19 protein-coding genes and 1 tRNA gene are annotated in these 17,469 nt (G+C 65.4%); 9 read left to right on the forward strand and 11 right to left on the reverse strand.

The window, feature by feature from the left end; all coding sequences use genetic code 11:
• Positions 1 to 18: 18 nt before the first annotated feature.
• The 4 genes from AC4OR5_RS14345 to AC4OR5_RS14360 form a co-directional block, all read right to left on the reverse strand.
• The gene (locus tag AC4OR5_RS14345; protein ID WP_003091768.1) at positions 19 to 204 is read right to left on the reverse strand and encodes a PA3371 family protein; all 186 of its coding nucleotides are present in this window, start codon (positions 202 to 204) and stop codon (positions 19 to 21) included.
• Between the two features lie 51 nt (positions 205 to 255).
• Positions 256 to 402: a hypothetical protein gene (locus AC4OR5_RS14350; protein ID WP_003130258.1), complete on the reverse strand. Its 147-nt coding sequence runs from the start codon at positions 400 to 402 to the stop codon at positions 256 to 258.
• Positions 403 to 490: 88 nt separating this feature from the next.
• The gene (locus AC4OR5_RS14355; RefSeq protein ID WP_058160065.1) at positions 491 to 769 is read right to left on the reverse strand and encodes a hypothetical protein; all 279 of its coding nucleotides are present in this window, start codon (positions 767 to 769) and stop codon (positions 491 to 493) included.
• 192 nt (positions 770 to 961) lie between these two features.
• Positions 962 to 1,480, reverse strand: coding sequence for a GNAT family N-acetyltransferase (locus AC4OR5_RS14360; RefSeq protein ID WP_003091762.1), 519 nt, complete (start codon positions 1,478 to 1,480; stop codon positions 962 to 964).
• Between the two features lie 177 nt (positions 1,481 to 1,657).
• Here AC4OR5_RS14360 and AC4OR5_RS14365 point away from each other — a divergent pair.
• Positions 1,658 to 1,732, forward strand: a tRNA-Arg gene (locus tag AC4OR5_RS14365).
• Between the two features lie 130 nt (positions 1,733 to 1,862).
• Positions 1,863 to 2,330 carry a GNAT family N-acetyltransferase gene (locus AC4OR5_RS14370; protein WP_023100893.1) on the forward strand — a complete coding sequence of 156 codons (468 nt, stop codon included), beginning with the start codon at positions 1,863 to 1,865 and terminating at the stop codon, positions 2,328 to 2,330.
• 24 nt (positions 2,331 to 2,354) lie between these two features.
• Here the strand turns inward: AC4OR5_RS14370 and AC4OR5_RS14375 are convergent, their stop codons facing one another.
• From AC4OR5_RS14375 to AC4OR5_RS14390, 4 genes are read right to left on the reverse strand one after another with little or no spacing between them, the layout of a single operon-like run.
• Positions 2,355 to 2,942 (reverse strand): JmjC domain-containing protein, encoded by a 588-nt coding sequence (locus AC4OR5_RS14375; protein WP_003130264.1) that lies wholly within the window; start codon positions 2,940 to 2,942, stop codon positions 2,355 to 2,357.
• Positions 2,943 to 2,945: 3 nt separating this feature from the next.
• Positions 2,946 to 4,136 carry a SagB/ThcOx family dehydrogenase gene (locus AC4OR5_RS14380; RefSeq protein WP_003130266.1) on the reverse strand — a complete coding sequence of 397 codons (1,191 nt, stop codon included), beginning with the start codon at positions 4,134 to 4,136 and terminating at the stop codon, positions 2,946 to 2,948.
• Positions 4,117 to 5,229: an aKG-HExxH-type peptide beta-hydroxylase gene (locus AC4OR5_RS14385; RefSeq protein WP_003130268.1), complete on the reverse strand. Its 1,113-nt coding sequence runs from the start codon at positions 5,227 to 5,229 to the stop codon at positions 4,117 to 4,119. The genes AC4OR5_RS14380 and AC4OR5_RS14385 overlap by 20 nt, the downstream gene beginning before the upstream one ends.
• A complete protein-coding gene (locus tag AC4OR5_RS14390; RefSeq protein ID WP_153549467.1) occupies positions 5,226 to 6,458 on the reverse strand; it encodes a hypothetical protein in 1,233 nt (410 codons plus the stop codon). The genes AC4OR5_RS14385 and AC4OR5_RS14390 overlap by 4 nt, the downstream gene beginning before the upstream one ends.
• Positions 6,459 to 6,924: 466 nt before the next feature.
• Here AC4OR5_RS14390 and AC4OR5_RS14395 point away from each other — a divergent pair, with 466 nt between their 5' ends.
• The 5 genes from AC4OR5_RS14395 to AC4OR5_RS14415 all read left to right on the forward strand — a co-directional run bounded on the left by AC4OR5_RS14395 (position 6,925) and on the right by AC4OR5_RS14415 (position 12,128).
• On the forward strand, positions 6,925 to 7,965 hold the full coding sequence (locus tag AC4OR5_RS14395) for an aliphatic amidase (RefSeq protein WP_058160055.1): 1,041 nt from the start codon (positions 6,925 to 6,927) through the stop codon (positions 7,963 to 7,965).
• Between the two features lie 82 nt (positions 7,966 to 8,047).
• A complete protein-coding gene (locus AC4OR5_RS14400; protein WP_003091753.1) occupies positions 8,048 to 9,163 on the forward strand; it encodes an AAA family ATPase in 1,116 nt (371 codons plus the stop codon).
• A 25-nt stretch (positions 9,164 to 9,188) separates the two neighbouring features.
• A complete protein-coding gene (gene amiC / locus AC4OR5_RS14405) occupies positions 9,189 to 10,346 on the forward strand; it encodes an aliphatic amidase expression-regulating protein AmiC (protein WP_058160054.1) in 1,158 nt (385 codons plus the stop codon).
• Positions 10,343 to 10,933 (forward strand): transcriptional antitermination factor AmiR, encoded by a 591-nt coding sequence (gene amiR / locus AC4OR5_RS14410; RefSeq protein ID WP_058160053.1) that lies wholly within the window; start codon positions 10,343 to 10,345, stop codon positions 10,931 to 10,933. Before amiC ends, amiR begins: the two co-directional genes overlap by 4 nt.
• Positions 10,934 to 11,453: 520 nt before the next feature.
• Positions 11,454 to 12,128, forward strand: a complete 675-nt coding sequence (locus tag AC4OR5_RS14415; protein ID WP_003091746.1) for a DUF3313 domain-containing protein — start codon at positions 11,454 to 11,456, stop codon at positions 12,126 to 12,128.
• 46 nt (positions 12,129 to 12,174) lie between these two features.
• Here AC4OR5_RS14415 and AC4OR5_RS14420 read toward each other — a convergent pair whose 3' ends face one another.
• Positions 12,175 to 12,522, reverse strand: a complete 348-nt coding sequence (locus AC4OR5_RS14420; protein ID WP_003138256.1) for a fucose-binding lectin II — start codon at positions 12,520 to 12,522, stop codon at positions 12,175 to 12,177.
• 466 nt (positions 12,523 to 12,988) lie between these two features.
• Between AC4OR5_RS14420 and AC4OR5_RS14425 the strand changes: the two genes are divergently transcribed.
• Positions 12,989 to 14,047, forward strand: a complete 1,059-nt coding sequence (locus AC4OR5_RS14425) for an HlyD family secretion protein (RefSeq protein WP_003091742.1) — start codon at positions 12,989 to 12,991, stop codon at positions 14,045 to 14,047.
• 22 nt (positions 14,048 to 14,069) lie between these two features.
• Positions 14,070 to 15,080 carry a DUF2955 domain-containing protein gene (locus tag AC4OR5_RS14430; RefSeq protein ID WP_003119630.1) on the forward strand — a complete coding sequence of 337 codons (1,011 nt, stop codon included), beginning with the start codon at positions 14,070 to 14,072 and terminating at the stop codon, positions 15,078 to 15,080.
• Positions 15,081 to 15,084: 4 nt separating this feature from the next.
• Here AC4OR5_RS14430 and AC4OR5_RS14435 read toward each other — a convergent pair whose 3' ends face one another.
• Together AC4OR5_RS14435 and dsdA are read right to left on the reverse strand one after the other, a co-directional pair.
• A complete protein-coding gene (locus tag AC4OR5_RS14435) occupies positions 15,085 to 15,963 on the reverse strand; it encodes a DMT family transporter (RefSeq protein WP_034025151.1) in 879 nt (292 codons plus the stop codon).
• Positions 15,964 to 16,019: 56 nt separating this feature from the next.
• Positions 16,020 to 17,366: a D-serine ammonia-lyase gene (dsdA, locus tag AC4OR5_RS14440; protein ID WP_058160051.1), complete on the reverse strand. Its 1,347-nt coding sequence runs from the start codon at positions 17,364 to 17,366 to the stop codon at positions 16,020 to 16,022.
• Positions 17,367 to 17,469: the final 103 nt, after the last annotated feature.

Below are 17,469 nucleotides of genomic sequence, written 5' to 3' on the forward strand. Positions count from 1 at the left end.
AAGGCGTTGTGGGTGAAATCAGTCCAGGCTGGGATCGAAGCGGATTCGCCGACCTACCACCAGCGCAAACAGCAGCCAGGCGCCGGATATACCCAGCAGTCCCCAGGCGCACCAGGCGAGGAGGGTGGCGTCGGGCGGCAGGCTCAGCGCCAGGATCGCGCTGGCGATCACCACGAACAGAAGAATGACGGCGGATCGTGACATGGTTTCACTCCCGGAGCCCTCTCCGTCGGGCTCGCTGTTCCTTGTGCCGGCTCAGTGGCGCCGAGGTTCCGTGGCGCCCTTGTCGCTCAGCGGAAGCCTCGCTGGATATTCTTCTCCTCCGCGCTCTATCAGCCAGAGCAGCCCGTAGACGCCGACCGAAAGGGCCAGGGCGGTCAGCGGCAAAGCCAGGATCCACATGTTCTTTCTCCCTTCCGCCCGCCAGCATCCCGGGGACCTGTGCGGCGGTGTAGCGTCGTTGGATGCCGGTCTCCCGGCGCTTGCTTCGTCAGAATGTCCAGGCCTGTTCGTCGGCCGCGGTCACCAGCGCCGTGCCGCGCTCGTCCTCGCCTACGGTGACGATGCGCGGGGATTCTTCGGGCACCTGGATCACCAGTCGCTGCGCAGCGGGTGCCCACTGCGGCGTTGCGTTGCTGTCCAGCACTACCGGCCTTTCGCCGTGGCGTTCCTGCGTCCTGTCCTCGTCGCCCAGTGCGCTGTTCTGGAAGACTACGAGAGCCAGCAGGGAAAGAAGTCCGGTGCCGACCAGGTTGCGTGAGCTGCTCATGTTCACCTCCATTTCGTAGCTTTGCCAGGCAGATGGCCAAGGTTTGATCCTGAGGGTCTTGTAGCAGCGGTTGTGCCAACTTTTTCCTATAAAAAATCCTTTTAAATCAATGGTCTATATATGTGTATGGGGCTCTCTGACATGCACTTTGCAAGGATTGGCATTTTGCCGATTGCAAAATGCATGATGAGGTCAGCCCAGATGCAGCGCCAGGCTTACGCCGTGGCTGGTGAATCCCAGCGCGGCATAGAAGCGCTGCGCGGTTTCCCGGTCCTGGTGGCTGGAAAGCGCCAGTTTGTAGCAGCCCCAACTGCGCGCTCGCTCCACGGCCCGGCCGATCAGTTCGCGGCCTACGCCCTGGCCGCGGGCGTGGCGGTCGACCACCATGTCTTCGAGAATTGCCGAGCGGGCGAAATCGTGCGCCAGGTGTTCGATCAGATGCAGGGTGCAGGTGCCGAGCAGGCGCTCGCCGCGCTCGGCCACCAGGGTGACCCGGTCGCCGCGCGGTCGTTGCAGCTGGATGGCCAGCAACGCCGGGTCCGGGCGCGGATCGGCGCTACCGAGTTGCTGTAGCAGCAACGACAGGCGCGGCGCGTCGTGCTCGCTGGCGATCCGCACATCGAAGCTGGCGAAGGGGGAGTCCGGTATCCGCGGCTGGCGCGGGGCGTCCGGCAGGTCCTGTGCGGCGGGAATGGCGACGGTCTGGTTCATGCTGCACCTCCAGGGTTGCGGAAAATTATGCGCAGCCTTGGTGGCAGTGGCATGACAAACGCTTTCTCTGCCGTTAACATGCCGCCCCGTCAGCGCATCGTGCATTGCGCCGCTGGACTCCGATGGAGATGGTCTTTCTGTCGAAAGCCGGCATGGCAAAAAGCACCGGCGCGATTCGTCCTCGTAGTTTAATGGATAGAACGGCCCCCTCCTAAGGGGTCGGTACAGGTTCGATTCCTGTCGGGGACGCCACCTTCTTTCTTTACCTTGCCTCCCTCCAGGCGCCATGCCTGCGCTGTCCGGCCTGCCGGCATGGCAGGCCGGCGTCGCCTGGGCAATACTGTGGAAACATGGTTTGCCGACGACCGACGGGAGGGCGGGCATGTCTGCCAATCGGGTGAATATTCGCCTGGCCCGGGTGGAGGACGCAGAGATGATCGGCGCGTTCGTACGCCGGCTGACTCGCGAGCATGTTGCCCGTGATTTCCCTCCACAGGGGCGGCGTTTCCTTCAGCGAGCCCTTGGCACTCCGCGAATCCTGGAGGGTATGCGTGGAACCTGCCGCTATTTCGTCGCCGAGGAGCGGGGGAATATGCTTGGCGTCGTCGCCACTCGCGACGACCATCATCTGCTCATGCTATTCGTCGCGGAAGAGGCCCAGGGCCAGGGGCTGGCGCGTGCCCTCTGGGCACGTGCGCGCGAGGCTTGTCTCGAGGCGGGATATTCGGGTGTCTTCACTGTCAGCGCGGCGCTGGGGGCTGTGCCGGTCTACCAGAGGTTCGGTTTCGTGGCGAGCGGTCCGGTGACCACCGAGCACGGTGTGACGCGTCTGCCGATGACGACCCGGTGAGGACATCCTCCCAGCAGGCGTCGGCTAGCTGCCTTCCGGCGCCGCGAGGGTGGCCGACACGGAGCCTGCGGTCGTTGTCGTTTCGTGCCATACGCCCTTTGGCACCAGAAGCCAGTCGCCCGGAAACAGGTTATAGGTTCGCATCCGCGTCGGCGCCTCGAGCTCCCGCCCGTCGTAGATGACGTGGCGCTCGCCATTGGGCAGGACGCAGTTGTGGCTTGGCTGTTCCACCGCGGGCTTGTCGCCCAGCCTCCAGGTCTTGCAGCCGAACAGTTGCACGATCCATACGGTACGAATGTCGAAATGCAGCGGCGCTCCGCATCCTGGCGGAGAGATATAGGCGTTGACCCGATCGATCACCGCCGCGCCGCAATCACGCGGCTTCAAGCGTTCGCGAAGCTCCACCACCGTGCGTTCCAGATTCATGTAGCAGCGCGTCCCGGCCGGTCTGTCCGGAGCTCCGCTTGCCGGCAGCGCTATTTCCAGGTGCGCGCCATCCGCCGCGCGCAGCATGACCTTGGCTGGGCTTTGGCTGAGCGCGACGACGAACAGGCGATCGGTCCGGGGATCGAGTACGCCCGGGTCGTGTCCATGGGAATGCACGATGTCCATCTTCTACAGGGCGCCCGCTTCGTCCTGGTTTTCCGTTCGAGGACGCGAATGGTCGACGATGTCCGGTTCCAGGGCACCGACTCCGAAGACGGCGAATACCGGTTCGCGCAGAGGGTCGAAGCCGAGCAGGTCCTCGAACAGTTCATCGCGCAGGGCAATGGTGGTGAAGGCGCCAAGGCCTAGCCATGACGCGGTGAGCAGAAGCGATTGCCCGCTGAAGCCGATCTCGGCCATCACGGCCCGGGCGACGCGCGAAAAGTCGTATTTCCAGGCCGTGCGCGGAAGGAACGCGGAGCAGAGAAAGATGACGGCGGCTTCCCGAACCCATTCCTGGTCTCCGCAGGCCTTGGCGATCCACTCGTGTGCATCCCCCGTCCACAGGCGCTCCAGGCCGTGGCGGCGAACGGAATAGTGGTAGATCCCTCTCTCGATGCCGTCGACGTTGAGGACGATCGGATAGACTTCGACCGGATGTAACGAGCCGCCGCTCGGCGAGGTCTTGCGGACGAACACGTCGCCGAGAGGGTTGGGTACGCTCTTGATCATGCCCCAGGCGAACTTGAGCAGGCTGGACAACTGGGCTTCGGTGAGGGGATGGTCCGCGTATCGGCGAGCCGTCCTCCTGTTCAGCATGGTTTTCGGGAACGAGGGTTCTCCTCTGGAGGCCGTCATGCGTGGTTCGCTCAATGGACTGAACGGTGCCGCCGGATATTCCATGAAGGCGGATGCCTGACGCGTGACGGCTGCCTTCTCGGCCAGGGCGGCATTGAACTCCGCGGGTGGGGCGAAGATCGTCTCCCTGCTCGTCCGTGTTGCGAGCAGGAAGCGCATGGCGTCGCCCCAGCCCGCACCAGGGGCGCGCAGGCGGGTTCCCCTCAGATCCTCGGCGCGCACCGTCAGCACATCGAGTTCCAGCAGATCGTGCAGAACGCCGATGGCTCTGTTGACAGACTCCGCCTCGCCTCCCTGCTCGAAGGCCCGGCTGACGAAATCGTCGGGTTCGATCCAGTCCATGAACAGATCCAGCAGCGGTATCGCCTCCCTGGAAAAGGCTTTGCTGGCGCCAGTGGCGCGGTTCTCGAGGACGATCTGATCGTCGAGCAGCGTTACTCCCACGCCGTCCGAGAGATGCAGGGCGTTGCCGCTGATCCGCAGGGTGGCTGGCTCATCCGTTTCAACCTGTCGCTTCTGCATTCGCTTTCTCCCGCTCGTGCCGGACCCGTCCGCGAATTTCGCCATCCAGTTCGGCGAGTTCTTCGGCAAGCCGCTCGACGATGATTCTTCCCTGTTCCGTCAGGTTGGCGTCTCCTTGCAGCATGGGGGTCGCCTTCAGGCAGCCGGACAGGATCAGTAACGCGCGGCCCCGGCATTCGGCCGCTTCCCGTCCATCCAGGTTTGCTCGGCGCCAGTAGTACTTGACCAGTAGGGCGTAGATGTAATGGGCATGCAGGAAGCCGAAGAGATCACGACGCGAGCCGGACCACGGCAGCACGTAGTTGGCCTCGAGCGGTGTCTGCGGGAGGGTCAGCCTGGTCATTTCTCCAAGTTGGTAAAGAACCTGATGTCCGGTTTCATGGACGATCGACTCTTCAAGATCGAGAAGTGATTCATCCATGTTGCCCAGGTAGACGATTCCGGAGTAGCGCGCCGCCGAGCAACTGCGAAATGCCGCATCCGGAAGGTAGCCGAAGATGCGCACGCACTCCTCGATCTGCGCATGCAATTCGGGCCAGGCCGTTTCGATGTTCTTCAGGGCGCTGCCGAGAAGGCCGGCTTGCATTCTCAACGGATGGCCGATGGTGCGTCCTTCTTCTCCGGAGGAGGAGGGGGCACGACTGAAATCATAGGTTGGCGGTGTCGCTTTCATGACATAGGGATGTAGATCCTCGCGCTGGAGTGCGATCGCGCTGCCGGGGACGTAGAGGTTGGCCTTGCCTGTGAGTCGACGCTCGACGTCCTGCAGTACCGAGGGAAGTTTCGATATATGGCGGATGAGTTCTTCCGTGCGCCTGTTGGCCGATGCGCGGAGGAAAAAACGCAGCCAGATCGAATAGACGGGATCATCGAAGACGAGCGTAGATCCTCCTTCCCCCTCCCGGAGATTGAGCAGCGGCTCGGGGAGGCCAGGCTCCTGTGCCGTCCTCAGCACTTCGTCGCATTGTTTCAGGGCATCGAGACCCAGCTGGGTACGCTGCGCAAGGATGGCCTTGCGCAGCGAGTGGAAAGCCCCGAGCCCCCTGTCGGGCTGGAATGCCGAGTTCCAGGGGCGGTCGGTGCCCGGACTCATTGAGACTCACCCTTCAGATTGGCTAGTTGTTTGCTTCCCTGTTGCTGTTGTTGGTCAAGGATAGCGGCCAAGCCTTGGAGGAACTGTCGACCTTTCTGCTGTTGCTGCTGGTCGAGCAACGCGGCGAGGTCCTGCAGGTTGCGGCCTCCCTGCTGTTGCTGTTGGTCGAGGACCGCGGCCAGGTCCTGGAGGAGCTGTCGGCCCTTCTGCTGTTGTTGCTGGTCGAGCAGCGCGGCGAGGTCCTGCAGGTTGCGGCCTCCCTGCTGTTGCTGCTGGTCGAGGATAGCGGCCAGGCCCTGGAGGAACTGCCGGCCCTTCTGCTGTTGCTGCTGGTCGAGCAGCGCGGCGAGGTCCTGCAGGTTGCGGCCTCCTTGCTGTTGTTGCTGGTCGAGCAGTGCGACGAGGTCCTGCAGGTTGCGACTTCCCTGCTGTTGTTGCTGGTCGAGGACAGCGGCCAGGTCCTGGAGGAACTGCCGGCCCTTCTGCTGTTGTTGCTGGTCGAGTAGCGCGGCCAGGTTGCGGCCTTTCTGCTGTTGCTGCTGGTCGAGCAACGCGGCGAGGTCCTGCAGGTTGCGGCCTCCTTGCTGTTGCTGCTGGTCGAGCAGCGCGACGAGGTCTTGCAGGTTGCGGCTTCCCTGCTGTTGCTGCTGGTCGAGCAGCGCGACGAGGTCCTGCAGGTTGCGGCTTCCCTGCTGTTGCTGCTGGTCGAGGACCGCCGCCAGGTCCTGGAGGAACTGCCGGCCCTTCTGCTGTTGCTGCTGGTCGAGCAGCGCGGCCAGGTTCGGCAGGTTGCGGCCTCCCTGCTGTTGCTGCTGGTCGAGGACGGCGGCCAGGTCCTGAAGGAGCTGCCGGCCTTTCTGCTGCTGTTGTTGGTCAAGTAGAGACGCAAGGTTCTTCAGTGCCTGCGCTCCTCCTTGTTGTTGCTGCTGGTCGAGTAGTGCCACCAGATCCTCTAGCATGTTCGTCGCTCCTTTTTGCTGGCTGACCAGATAGACGAAGTCCTTCAACGTTCGTGTCGAAGGACTCCGGTTGGGTGAATCGGGCTTTAGCAGGTGCTCGAGACGCTCGGCTGCGCGGGCGAGCAGTGCGCTATCGATGGATGAGAGAAATTGCAGATCGTCCGAAGAGATTTCGTGCTCTGCCGAGCGAATGGCATCCTCGGGCGCCGACGCCAGGGCATGGGCCAGCTTCGGATCGAACAGTGCGCGGGATAGCAAGCTGGAAATCATTTTCCTCACCGTCGGTGATCAACATCCTGTGATGTATTTCGGATTAGCCCACGCCATTGGGGCCTGCAAGCTCCAGGGAATTGACATTTCGCGATTAGACTTCATGCGAAAGGTTATTGCGTTCGAGTGATCGGCGGCGGCGGTATTTCCACTCTGCCGTCGGCTGCCGTTTTCACAGGACGGGGGGGAAATTGCAGAAAAAAGGAACTGTCGCCGGGGCGTCGCGGAACCTTCGTAGGCGTACCGTTCGTCGCCCATGGCGGCGTCCGTGGTCGATTGCATAGCGCTCACAGCTCTTGACAGCCCTTTCCGGCGGGGCTTATATGTCCGCCATCAGGTCATGCGCATCAGCGTCGATGTCGCGGGACCGAACCTAACGCATACGTACAGAGCAAATGGGCTCTCCCGGGGTTACCCGGGAGGGCCTTTTTTCGTCCCGAAAAAATAACAACAAGAGGTGATATCCATGCGTCACGGCGATATTTCCAGCAGCAAGGACACCGTCGGAGTGGCGGTGGTCAACTACAAGATGCCGCGCCTGCACACCGCGGCGGAGGTCCTGGACAACGCCCGGAAGATCGCCGACATGATCGTCGGCATGAAGCAGGGCCTGCCCGGCATGGACCTGGTGGTGTTCCCCGAGTACAGCCTGCAGGGCATCATGTACGATCCGGCGGAGATGATGGAAACCGCGGTGGCGATCCCCGGCGAAGAAACCGAGATATTCTCCCGCGCCTGCCGCAAGGCCAATGTCTGGGGCGTATTCTCCCTCACCGGCGAACGGCACGAGGAGCATCCGCGCAAGGCGCCGTACAACACCCTGGTGCTGATCGACAACAACGGCGAGATCGTCCAGAAGTACCGCAAGATCATTCCCTGGTGCCCCATCGAGGGCTGGTATCCCGGTGGCCAGACCTACGTCAGCGAAGGGCCGAAGGGCATGAAGATCAGCCTGATCATCTGCGACGACGGCAACTACCCGGAAATCTGGCGCGACTGCGCGATGAAGGGCGCCGAGCTGATCGTGCGCTGCCAGGGCTACATGTACCCGGCCAAGGACCAGCAGGTGATGATGGCCAAGGCCATGGCCTGGGCCAACAACTGCTATGTGGCGGTGGCCAACGCCGCCGGCTTCGACGGCGTGTATTCCTACTTCGGCCACTCGGCGATCATCGGCTTCGACGGTCGTACCCTGGGTGAGTGCGGCGAGGAGGAAATGGGTATCCAGTACGCCCAGCTGTCGCTCTCGCAGATCCGCGATGCGCGCGCCAACGATCAGTCGCAGAACCACCTGTTCAAGATCCTCCACCGCGGCTACAGCGGCTTGCAGGCGTCCGGCGATGGCGACCGGGGCCTGGCGGAGTGTCCGTTCGAGTTCTACCGCACCTGGGTCACCGACGCCGAGAAGGCGCGCGACAATGTCGAGCGACTGACCCGTTCGACCACCGGCGTGGCGCAATGCCCGGTCGGTCGGCTGCCCTACGAGGGACTGGAGAAGGAGGCCTGACGGCAGACGCCGCCAGCCCGGCGTGCCGTCGCGCGGCACGCCGTCTCCGCCATTTCCCCCTGTGGCAGAAGGAGTTTCATCCATGCCTTTTCTGAGCGACATGCTCGACCAGTCCCGCCGGCAGCAGGACGAGGAACAGGCCCTGGCGCGGGAGAATCTCGCCGAGGCAAGTCTGCTCCAGGCCCACCTGAGTCACCGCAGCGCCCTGCACAGCCGCTTCCGTTTCGACCCGGCGGCGGTGATGGACTGCCTGCGCGCCGAGGTACTCGGCCAGGAACCGGCGCTACAGGCCGTCGAGGACATGCTCAAGGTGGTTCGCGCGGACATCGCCGACCCGCGCCGTCCGCTGTTCAGCGCGCTGTTCCTCGGCCCCACCGGGGTCGGCAAGACCGAGATCGTGCGCGCCCTGGCCAGGGCCCTGCACGGCGACGCCGAGGGGTTCTGCCGGGTGGACATGAACACCCTGTCCCAGGAGCACTATGCCGCCGCCCTCACCGGTGCGCCGCCGGGCTACGTCGGGGCGAAGGAGGGCACCACCCTGCTGGAGCAGGACAAGCTGGACGGCAGTCCCGGGCGCCCCGGCATCGTTCTCTTCGACGAGCTGGAGAAGGCCAGCCCGGAAGTGGTCCATGCGTTGCTCAACGTGCTCGACAACGGCCTGCTGCGGGTCGCTTCCGGTGAACGCACCTACCATTTCCGCAACACCCTGGTGTTCATGACCAGCAATCTCTGCGCCCATGAGATCCAGCGCTACGACGAGCGTCGCCAGCGCCTGCCCTGGCGCCTGCTGCCGGTCGGCGGCGAACGCCGGCGGCGGGACATCGACGGGATGGTCCGGGCCCGGCTGCTGAAGACCTTCTCGCCGGAGTTCGTCAATCGTCTCGATAGCGTGGTCACCTTCAACTGGATCGAACGCAACGTCGTCGCGCGCCTGGTCGAGTTGGAGGTGCAGCGGCTCAACCGGCGCCTGGAGAAGCATCGCTGCCGCCTGGAGGCGACCCCGGAGGTGCTGGCGAAGATCGCCCGCGCCGGCTTCGACCGGCAGTTCGGCGCCCGTGCGTTGCGCCGCAGCGTCCGTCATCATCTCGAGGTACCGCTGGCCGAGCATCTGCTCGACCACCACCAGCCGGGCGACGGGAACTGCACGACCTACCTGGCGAGCCTGGAGCACGAGCGGGTTCGCTTCGTGCGGCGCTGAGCGACAGTCACAGGAGAGGAAACGGATGGGATCGCACCAGGAGCGGCCGCTGATCGGCCTGCTGTTCTCCGAAACCGGCGTCACCGCCGATATCGAGCGCTCGCAGCGCTATGGCGCATTGCTCGCGGTCGAGCAACTGAACCGCGAGGGCGGCGTCGGCGGTCGCCCGATCGAAACGCTGTCCCAGGACCCCGGCGGCGATCCGGACCGCTATCGGCTGTGCGCCGAGGACTTCATTCGCAACCGGGGGGTACGGTTCCTCGTGGGCTGCTACATGTCGCATACGCGCAAGGCGGTGATGCCGGTGGTCGAGCGCGCCGACGCGCTGCTCTGCTACCCGACCCCCTACGAGGGCTTCGAGTATTCGCCGAACATCGTCTACGGCGGTCCGGCGCCGAACCAGAACAGTGCGCCGCTGGCGGCGTACCTGATCCGTCACTACGGCGAGCGGGTGGTGTTCATCGGCTCGGACTACATCTATCCGCGGGAAAGCAACCATGTGATGCGCCACCTGTACCGCCAGCACGGCGGCACGGTGCTCGAGGAAATCTACATTCCGCTGTATCCCTCCGACGACGACTTGCAGCGCGCCGTCGAGCGCATCTACCAGGCGCGCGCCGACGTGGTCTTCTCCACCGTGGTGGGCACCGGCACCGCCGAGCTGTATCGCGCCATCGCCCGTCGCTACGGCGATGGCAGGCGGCCGCCGATCGCCAGCCTGACCACCAGCGAGGCGGAGGTGGTGAAGATGGAGAGCGACGTGGCGGAGGGGCAGGTGGTGGTCGCGCCGTACTTCTCCAGCATCGATACGGCCGCCAGCCGCGCCTTCGTCCAGGCCTGCCATGGCTTCTTCCCGGAAAACGCGACCATCACCGCCTGGGCCGAGGCGGCCTACTGGCAGACCTTGCTGCTTGGCCGCGCCGCGCAGACCGCAGGCAGTTGGCGAGTGGAAGACGTGCAGCGGCACCTGTACGACATTTGCATCGACGCGCCGCAGGGGCCGGTCCGGGTGGAGCGCCAGAACAACCACAGCCGCCTGTCTTCGCGCATCGCGGAAATCGATGCGCACGGCGTGTTCCAGGTCCGCTGGCAGTCGCCCGAACCGATTCGCCCCGATCCTTATGTCGTCGTGCATAACCTCGACGACTGGTCCGCCAGCATGGGCGGGGGAGCGCTCCCATGAGCGCCAACTCGCTGCTCGGCAGCCTGCGCGAGTTGCAGGTGCTGGTACTCAACCCGCCGGGAGAGGTCAGCGACGCCCTGGTCTTGCAACTGATCCGCATCGGTTGTTCGGTACGCCAGTGTTGGCCGCCGCCTGAATCTTTCGACGTGCCGGTGGACGTGGTCTTCACCAGCATTTTCCAGAATCGCCACCACGACGAGATCGCTGCGCTGCTCGCCGCCGGGACTCCGCGCACTACCCTGGTGGCGCTGGTGGAGTACGAAAGCCCCGCGGTGCTCTCGCAGATCATCGAACTGGAGTGCCACGGCGTGATCACCCAGCCGCTCGACGCCCACCGGGTGCTGCCTGTGCTGGTATCGGCGCGGCGCATCAGCGAGGAAATGGCGAAGCTGAAGCAGAAGACCGAGCAGCTCCAGGAACGCATTGCCGGCCAGGCCCGGATCAACCAGGCCAAGGCGTTGCTGATGCAGCGCCATGGCTGGGACGAGCGCGAGGCGCACCAGTACCTGTCACGGGAAGCTATGAAGCGACGCGAGCCGATCCTGAGGATCGCCCGGGAGTTGCTGGGAGACGAGCCGTCCGCCTGAGCGATACCGGCCTGTTTTCTGGCAACAGGCCGGGGCATGCCGATGTCGGAACGTTCGTCGAAGCATCTTCCTTGGGTTGTGGCGATTCTCTCCAAGTTCTTCGATTCTGTTTGGGAGTGGATCGTTTTCCGCAGGCGCTCGGGTAGAATTCGAAGCCGCTGTCCAGCGCAACTTTATATGCCCGGAAGTTCGGTAGCGTTCGGGCGGGAAAGCGCAGGCCTGTCCTGGACAGACGCGGGGGCGACGCGCCTGCGGGCCGTCGCTGTACGAAGAGGCGCAGATGAACTGCGGCTCCCGCGGTTAGGACTTCTCAATATTCCGGAGCTGGGTTTTCCTGCGCACTCATAACAGTTCTGAAATGAAAAGGTATTCGCTCTTCGAGAGTTGCGGAGCAATTCCGAATATAGCGTCGGCAAGCGATTTCCGTTTTTGCAACTTCTGCCTATATTCTGAGCGACTCGCTCTCGACTGAGCGTTTTCCATTGTTCGGCGACATTCCTTTCCCTGTTCGAGGCTCTTAATGAAACGACTTCGAGTTGCCGTTTCCTGCGCGCTGCTGGCGGCGCTGGTGGGTTGTTCCAATGGTCAGGTCAAGCCGGAAAACTACTCGGGCTTCATCGGTGACTATTCGACGCTGGCGCCTGCCACCGCGCCTTCCGGAGCGCCGCTCCTGCGCTGGGTAGACCCGCAGGCGGACGTGCGGCGCTACCAGCGGATCTACATCGAGCCCAGCAGGTTCTATCCGGTCCCGAAACCGAACGACAAGGTTTCCGCGAAGACGCTTGCGGACATCACGACCTACTACGATCAGGCATTGCGCCGTGAGCTGGGCAAGAGCCTGCCGCTGGCCAGCGCCCCCGGCCCGGGTATCCTGGTGCTGAAACCGGCGATCACTGCAGTTTCCAGCCATACCCAGGGCCTACGGCCATACGAGGTCATCCCCATCGCGCTGATCGCTGCTGGGATGAGTACGGCGGTTGGGATTCGCGACCAGGATACCCAGATCGCCACCGAGGCCATGCTGCTCGACGGTGGGGACAACAAGGTATTGGCGAAGATGGTGCGCCAGGGCACCGGCAAGGCGCTGGACGATTCCGATCAGCCGATCACGGGAGACGATGTCAAGGCGGTGCTGGACGGTTGGGCGGCCGACATGCGCATGTCGTACGAGAAGACTCTCGGTTCTCGTCGATGACGGTCGGCGGGGAACTGGCTAAGCGTCCCCGCCGCCTTTTCCGACGCTAGCCGAGCGGCCAGTTGATCACCACGACGGCGTCGTTGTAGTCGTTGTCGGTGCTGTCTTCAGAGCCGACCAGGGCGAAGTTCAGCTCGTTGGCCAGGATCACCTGCGCCGAAACCAGATCCGAAGAGCGGCCATTGACGCTGACCAGGATCTGCACCTTGCCGCCGCCGCCCGAGTTGAGCACCTTGCTGCCGATGATGGCGTTGTTGGTGCTTTGCCCGGTGAAGGTCGCGACGGTTTCGTTGTTGACCTGCACGTTCACCGTCTGGGTTCCGGCCGAGTTGGCGAAGGCGGTGACGCCGAACTGGGTGTTGGCGGGAAGGGTGAACACTCCTTGTGTTGCCATGATGTATCTCCACTGAATACCTGGCCTGCCTTTTCAGGCAGCCGTCTGGCGCGCGGTATGGCGTGTCGGGAGAGATCCGCAGTCCTTGGCGGCAGGCGATGCGCAGGCAGGAAGGACGCATCGTTCAGCCAATCTACGCCGTCGACCGGGCGCGACCACTGCTAGAGTTCGCAGGAGGGCTACAGGGGTGTCCTGGCACTGGCGATGCATGGCCCGGTGCCGGTCTATGGCAGCCGCCTGCCGGCCCGCTCGTTCGATTGTTACGCTGTCTGTAATGATCTATTGCCGATGCCGGCAGGCCAGGGGCGATTGTCTCGAAATATACTGCGTCACCTGGTCGCCGCAGCGGCGACGGCTACCCACTGGCCGTCGTCCGGGTCGCCGGTTCCATCCCGGCCGCGCCAACCCCCGCATTCAGGCCCCGCTGCGGCGACTGCATTCCCGCTGGATTCGAGGCTCGTACCCTATGACTCCCGATCAACGATTTGCCCGTTGGGTTCAAGTCGCTATCGCGGTATTCGTGTTGCTGTTCGTCTACTTCCTGGTCGCCGACCTGTGGATGCCGCTCACCCCGCAGGCCCAGTTGACCCGGCCGGTGGTGCGCGTCGCGCCGCGTGTCAGCGGTCAGGTCGCCGAGGTGCTGGTGTCCAACAACGGCCACGTGCAGCCCGGCGAAGTGTTGTTCCGCCTCGATCCCGAGCCGTTCCAACTGGCCGTGCGCCAGGCCGAACTGGCACTGGAGGAAGCCGAGCGCACCAACCGCGAGCTGGATGCCGCCATCGCCTCGGCCAAGGCCGACCTCCTGGCCGCGCGCAGCAGCGCCGGCGAGCTGGACAGCGAGGCGCGCCGCACCGCCCAACTGGTGCAGCGCCACCATGTGTCGCAGCAGATGCACGAGCAGGTCAGCGCCCAGGCCCAGGCCGCCCGTGCCCGGGTCGCCGCAGCCCAGGCGCGGATCGGCGAGCTGACCGCACGACGCGGCACGGCCGGCGAGGACAACCTGCGCCTGCGCCAGGCGCGTAACGCCCTGGCCCAGGCCCGTCTGCAACTGCAATACAGCAGCGTCCGGGCCGACCGCGCCGGGACCCTGAGCAACCTGCAACTGACCCCGGGCACCTATGTTCCGGCCGGAACGCCGGTGGCGGCGCTGGTGGACGACCGCATCGACATCGTCGCCGACTTCCGCGAGAAATCGCTGCGCTACGTGCGCCCTGGCGACCGCGCGGCGGTGGTGTTCGACGCGCGTCCCGGCGAAGTGTTCGGCGCGCGGGTGGCGGCCATCGACGCCGGGGTCAAGGAGGGCCAGCTGGACGCCAACGGCGACCTCGCCGCGCCGGTCACCTCCGACCGCTGGGTCCGCGACGCTCAGCGCCAGCGCCTGCACGTGGTGCTCGACGAACTTCCCGAAGGCTTGCTGCCCACCGGTGCCAAGGCCACGGTGCAGCTGTATCCCGGCGACGGCCTGAGCCACCTGCTCGGTCGCGCGCAGATCGTCGCCATCAGCCTGCTGCACTACGTCTACTGACGCCATGCCGGCCAAGCTCGCGATGTCCGCCAACGACCTGCGTCAGTGCCTGCGCATCGCCGGCGGCGGCACCCTGGGGTTCTTCGTCTGCAAGCTGATGAACTGGGACTACGGCTCGTTCTTCGGCGTCTACCCGATGCTGCTGCTCGGCCTGACGCCGGTGATCAACCTGCACATCGTCCGCCAGTTCCTCGCCAACTCGGTGGTGATCAGCGTCGAGGTACTGGTGCTGTACGGGTTGTTCGGCGACCGGCCGCTGCTGATGACGCCTATCGTCTTCGGCCTCTTCGTCTACCGCTTCGCCCTGATGGCGCGCGGCCCGCTGTTCTTCTTCGGCGCACTGAGTTCGGTGTTCCTCTCGATGCTGCTGCACTTTGCCAGCTATCCGGACGTCGATCTGTTCGACATGCTCGCCAGCAACATGGTCGCCACCTGGCTGACGGTGGCCATCGCCGTGCTGATGTTCTACCTGTTCCCCGACGTCGAACCGCGGCCGCCGCGCCAGGCGCCGGCCAAGGATGCCCCCAGCCGGCGCCACGAGACGCTGCTCGGCGCCACGGTGGCGACCTTGTCCTTCGTGGTCTTCCAGACCTTCGACCTGAAGGACTCGCTGTCGGCGCAGATCGCCTCGATCCTGGTGTTGTTCCCCATGCACTGGAAGGGCGTGCACTTCGCCGGGCGCATCCGCGCCCTCGGTACGCTGCTCGGCTGTGCGCTGGCGGTGGGCTTGCAGGTGCTGCTCTACGATCACTACGACATCCTGCCCTTCGTCGCCCTGTTGCTGTGGATCTCGGCGATGTTCTGCGCGCGCATCCACATGCTGGAGAACGGCGTACCGGGGATCGGTTTCGGCGCGCTGACCACCCTGGCGATCGTCCTCGGCCAGTACCTGACGCCGACCCACGACATGATGTACAGCGTGCTCTACCGATTTACCTCGGTGTGCTTCGCGGTGCTGATCACGCTGATGACGGTGCTGGTGATCCACCTGTTCCTCAACCGCTTCGCCGCCACCCGGCACTACAGCCACTGAGGCCTCAGGCGCGCCGGCCCGGCCAGTTGACCAGCGCGACGCCGAGCATCACCAGCAGCATGCCGCCGATCGCCGCCGGCGCCAGGCGCTCGTCGAACAGCAGCCAGGAGGCCAGCGCAGTCACTGGCGGCACCAGGTAGAACAGGCTCGCCACCTTCGACGCGGCGCCATGCCGGATCAGCGTGTAGAGCAGGCCGACGGCGCCGAACGAGAGTCCCAGCACCAGCCAGCCGAGGGTCAGCACGAACGGCGTGCTCCACTGCACCTCGCGGCTTTCGAAAAGCAGCGCGGCGAGGCCGAGCAGGGCGCCGCTGGCCAGGTACTGGACGACGCCGCCGGTGCGCAGGTCCATGCCGCCGCAGAAGCGCTTCTGGTACAGCGTGCCGCAGGTGATCGCCGCCAGCGCCACCAGCACCGCGCCCCAGGCCAGGCCGTCGGCGCCACCGTGGATGCGGCCGAGCACCACCAAGGCTACGCCAGCCAGGCCGAGCGCCAGTCCCAGCCATTGCCGGCGGCTGACCCGCTCGCCGAGCCAGACGCCGGCCAGGGCCGCGGTAGCCAGCGGTTGCAGGCCGACCAACAGGGAGGTCAGGCCGGCCGACATGCCGTGCTCGATGGCGAGGAACACCCCGCCCAGGTACAGGCCATGGACCAGCAGGCCGGCGACCGCGACATGCCCGGCCAGCCGTGCCGAGCCTGGCCAGGGCGCTCCGCTGAGCAGGGCGAAGGCGGCCAGCAGGGCGGCCGCGAGGAGCAGGCGGATGGCCAGGAAGGTGAAGGGCTCGGCGTACGGCAGGCCGAACTTGGCGCCGAGGAATCCAGTGCTCCAGAGCAGCACGAAGAGCAGCGGCATGCCGCTGCCGAGCCAGGCGGGTGTGCGCATGCAAGGTCCTCGTCGGGAGGTGGCGGGACGGTCGTGGCGCCCCGCGCGTGTCGGTGTCAGTCCAGCAGCGAGCGGCCTCGCTCCAGGTAGGCGCGCATTTCCGTCTCGGGCACCATGCCGCCGCCGGTGGCCCAGACCAGGTGGGTGGCATTGGCCAGGCGCGCCGAGGTCAGCCCCATGCGTTCGCGATAGCCCTGCGGCTCACGGGTGACCCGGGCGATGCCCGGCGCGCCGGCCAGGGCCGAGGGTTCCAGGCGGATGCCCTGGCTGCGCTCGAGCAACGCGAGCAGGCGGAACAGTTCGTCGTCGTCCACCGTGTAGTAGCCGTCGAGCAGGCGCTGCATGGCGCGGCCGACGAAACCCGACGGACGCCCCACCGCCAGGCCATCGGCGGCGGTGCGGTTGTCGATGCCGAAGTCCTGCACCGAAACCTGCTCGTGGCGGCCGGTATAGACGCCGAGGAACATGCACGGCGAATGGGTCGGCTCGGCGAACAGGCAGTGCACCGCGTCGCCGAACGCCAGCTTGAGGCCGAAGGCCACCCCGCCGGGACCGCCGCCGACCCCGCAGGGCAGGTGGACGAACAGCGGGTGCTCGCTGTCGACGCGGATGCCGGCGGCGTCCAGCTGGCCGCGCAGTCGCTCGGCGGCGACGGCATAGCCGAGGAACAGGTCGCGGGAGTTTTCGTCGTCGACGAAGTGGGTGTAGGGATCGCCGGCCGCTTCGCGGCGGCCCTGTTCCACCGCGACACTGTAGTCGGAGGCGTACTCCACCACCGTCACGCCGTGGGCGCGCAGCTTGTCCTTCTTCCACTGGCGGGCGTCGGCGGACATGTGCACGCTGGCCTGGAAGCCCAGCACGGCGCCGATGATGCCGATGGAAAGGCCCAGGTTGCCGGTGGAGCCCACGGCTATCCGGTGGCGGGCGAAGAATGCCCGGCAATCCGCCTCGGCCAGCCGCGAGTAGTCGTCGTCGAGGCCGACCAGGCCGTGCTCCAGGGCCAGGCGCTCGGCATGGGCGAGCACTTCATAGATGCCGCCGCGGGCCTTGATCGAGCCGGAGATCGGCAGGTGGCTATCGCGTTTCAGCCAGAGCCGGCCGGGCAGTTCGGCGGCGTAATGCTGGCGCAGGGCATCGTGGAAGGCGGCGACCTCGACCAGGTCGGACTCGATGATGCCGCCGCTGGCGGCGGTTTCCGGAAACAACCGGGCGATCAGCGGGGCGAAGCGCTGCAGGCGGGCGCTGGCGTCGGCCACGTCGGCGGCGCCGAGGCCGACGTCGGCCAGGGCTTCGGCGCTCGGCGCGATGGCCGGGTTGAACCACTCGCTCGGGCGCAGGGCGATCAGGTCGGCCAGGCGCGGGAATTCGGCGAGCCAGTCGGCCTTGGGTGTTCCGAGAATCAACGGCAGTACTCCTGTGGCGGGTAGGGCGGCGAAGGCACAGAGGATATACGCCTGGCCGGCGTTTTTCCTCGTACCCGGCAGGCAAGGCAGAACGCCTCTGCGG

The sequence above is a fragment of the Pseudomonas sp. YA1 genome (assembly GCF_058680555.1).

Coding starts and splice junctions, on each gene's coding strand:
- AC4OR5_RS14390 (WP_153549467.1), bottom strand. CDS start 6,458: ATGATTTCCAGCTTGCTATCCCGCGCACTGTTCGATCCGAAGCTGGCC.
- amiR (WP_058160053.1), top strand. CDS start 10,343: ATGAGCGCCAACTCGCTGCTCGGCAGCCTGCGCGAGTTGCAGGTGCTG.
- AC4OR5_RS14375 (WP_003130264.1), bottom strand. CDS start 2,942: ATGGACATCGTGCATTCCCATGGACACGACCCGGGCGTACTCGATCCC.
- AC4OR5_RS14425 (WP_003091742.1), top strand. CDS start 12,989: ATGACTCCCGATCAACGATTTGCCCGTTGGGTTCAAGTCGCTATCGCG.
- AC4OR5_RS14395 (WP_058160055.1), top strand. CDS start 6,925: ATGCGTCACGGCGATATTTCCAGCAGCAAGGACACCGTCGGAGTGGCG.
- AC4OR5_RS14400 (WP_003091753.1), top strand. CDS start 8,048: ATGCCTTTTCTGAGCGACATGCTCGACCAGTCCCGCCGGCAGCAGGAC.
- AC4OR5_RS14350 (WP_003130258.1), bottom strand. CDS start 402: ATGTGGATCCTGGCTTTGCCGCTGACCGCCCTGGCCCTTTCGGTCGGC.
- AC4OR5_RS14370 (WP_023100893.1), top strand. CDS start 1,863: ATGTCTGCCAATCGGGTGAATATTCGCCTGGCCCGGGTGGAGGACGCA.
- amiC (WP_058160054.1), top strand. CDS start 9,189: ATGGGATCGCACCAGGAGCGGCCGCTGATCGGCCTGCTGTTCTCCGAA.
- AC4OR5_RS14355 (WP_058160065.1), bottom strand. CDS start 769: ATGAGCAGCTCACGCAACCTGGTCGGCACCGGACTTCTTTCCCTGCTG.
- AC4OR5_RS14345 (WP_003091768.1), bottom strand. CDS start 204: ATGTCACGATCCGCCGTCATTCTTCTGTTCGTGGTGATCGCCAGCGCG.
- AC4OR5_RS14430 (WP_003119630.1), top strand. CDS start 14,070: ATGTCCGCCAACGACCTGCGTCAGTGCCTGCGCATCGCCGGCGGCGGC.
- AC4OR5_RS14385 (WP_003130268.1), bottom strand. CDS start 5,229: ATGAGTCCGGGCACCGACCGCCCCTGGAACTCGGCATTCCAGCCCGAC.
- AC4OR5_RS14380 (WP_003130266.1), bottom strand. CDS start 4,136: ATGCAGAAGCGACAGGTTGAAACGGATGAGCCAGCCACCCTGCGGATC.
- AC4OR5_RS14415 (WP_003091746.1), top strand. CDS start 11,454: ATGAAACGACTTCGAGTTGCCGTTTCCTGCGCGCTGCTGGCGGCGCTG.
- AC4OR5_RS14435 (WP_034025151.1), bottom strand. CDS start 15,963: ATGCGCACACCCGCCTGGCTCGGCAGCGGCATGCCGCTGCTCTTCGTG.
- AC4OR5_RS14420 (WP_003138256.1), bottom strand. CDS start 12,522: ATGGCAACACAAGGAGTGTTCACCCTTCCCGCCAACACCCAGTTCGGC.
- AC4OR5_RS14360 (WP_003091762.1), bottom strand. CDS start 1,480: ATGAACCAGACCGTCGCCATTCCCGCCGCACAGGACCTGCCGGACGCC.